The sequence below is a fragment of the Estrella lausannensis genome, assembly GCF_900000175.1.
Classification (GTDB): Bacteria; Chlamydiota; Chlamydiia; order Chlamydiales; family Criblamydiaceae; genus Estrella; species Estrella lausannensis.
Genome location: NZ_CWGJ01000021.1, coordinates 1 through 1,768 on the forward strand (window position 1 = coordinate 1; position 1,768 = coordinate 1,768).

The following is a 1,768-nucleotide window of genomic DNA, read 5'->3' on the forward strand; positions in this document are numbered from 1 at the left end:
GTTTTTGACAGCGATAAGACAGCAATGTGCGAAAGTGGCATTTGGCCCAACCTGGATGCCGAGATCCGAAGATCTTCAAGCTTCCTGTCCTTAAAGGAGGTGATCCAGCCCCACCTTCCGGTAGGGCTACCTTGTTACGACTTCATCCCAGTCATCGGCCTCACCTTAGGCGCTTCTCTCCTTGCGGTTAAGTCAGCGACGTCGGGTAAAACCAACTCCCATGATGTGACGGGCGGTGTGTACAAGACCCGGGAACGTATTCACGGCGTTATAGCTGACACGCCATTACTAGCAATTCCAACTTCATGTAGTCGAGTTGCAGACTACAATCTGAACTGGGGCCGGTTTTTTGGGATTTGCTCCCCCTCACGGGTTGGCTGCCCTCTGTACCGGCCATTGTAGCACGTGTGTAGCCCTAGGCATAAGGGCCATGCTGACTTGACGTCATCCTCACCTTCCTCCTGGTTAACCCAGGCAGTCTCATTAGAGTTCCCAGCTTCACCTGTTGGCAACTAATGACAAGGGTTGCGCTCGTTGCGGGACTTAACCCAACACCTCACGGCACGAGCTGACGACAGCCATGCAGCACCTGTTTAGCAGTCCCGAAGGAAAGCACCATCTCTGATGCGGTCTACTATATGTCAAGCCTAGGTAAGGTTCTTCGCGTTGCATCGAATTAAACCACATGCTCCACTGCTTGTGCGGGTCCCCGTCAATTCTTTTGAGTTTCACCCTTGCGAGTGTACTCCCCAGGCGGTATACTTATCGCGTTAGCTACGGCACAGCTGGGGTTGAGACCAGCTACACCAAGTATACATAGTTTACGGTTAGGACTACCAGGGTATCTAATCCTGTTTGATCCCCTAACTTTCGCGCCTCAGCGTCAGGAGTAAGCTAGAAAACCGCCTTCGCCACCGGTGTTCTTCCACATATCTACGCATTTCACCGCTACTTGTGGAATTCCGTTTTCTCCGCCTACCCTCTAGACAAATAGTTTCAGGTGCCGCCCTGAGGTTGAGCCCCAGGATTTCACACCCGACTTATTCATCAGCCTACGCGCCCTTTACGCCCAATAAATCCGATTAACGCTTGCACCCTCCGTATTACCGCAGCTGCTGGCACGGAGTTAGCCGGTGCTTCTTTACCTAGTACCCTCAAATCCTCCGGGTGTTATCCGGATTCTCTTGTTCCCAGGCGAAAGAGCTTTACAACCCGAAGGCCTTCATCGCTCACGCAGCGTCGCTTCGTCAGGCTTTCGCCCATTGCGAAAGATTCTCGACTGCAGCCTCCCGTAGGAGTCTGGGCAGTATCTCAGTCCCAGTGTTGGCGGTCAATCTCTCAATCCGCCTAGACGTCTTAGCCTTGGTAGGCCATTACCCCACCAACTAGCTGATATCCCATAGACTCTTCTTTAACCGCGAGGTCTTACGAGCCCCCGCTTTAATGAAAGAAAGATGCCTCTCTTCACCACATCCGGTATTAGCGGCCGTTTCCAGCCGTTATTCCAAAGTTAAAGGCAGATTGTCTATGTATTACTAACCCTTTCGCCACTAAGTATCTTATTGCTAAAATACTTCGTCCGACTTGCATGCCTCATCCACGCTGCCAGCGTTCAATCTGAACCAGGATCAAATTCTCAAAGAAAAAAAACTCTGAAAACTCGATATTGTGTTTTCTTATATATGTTGACTCTGTTGCTTATTCAGCAACTTGGTCCGCACAAATGCACACATTTACGCACTTTGCTATCTTATCGCTGTCAATTAAC

General features: G+C 50.5%; 1 rRNA gene. It reads right to left on the bottom strand.

The features are described 5' to 3' along the window. Nucleotides 1-92: 92 nt before the first annotated feature. Nucleotides 93-1,644 (bottom strand): 16S ribosomal RNA (locus ELAC_RS07495). Nucleotides 1,645-1,768 lie beyond the last annotated feature (124 nt).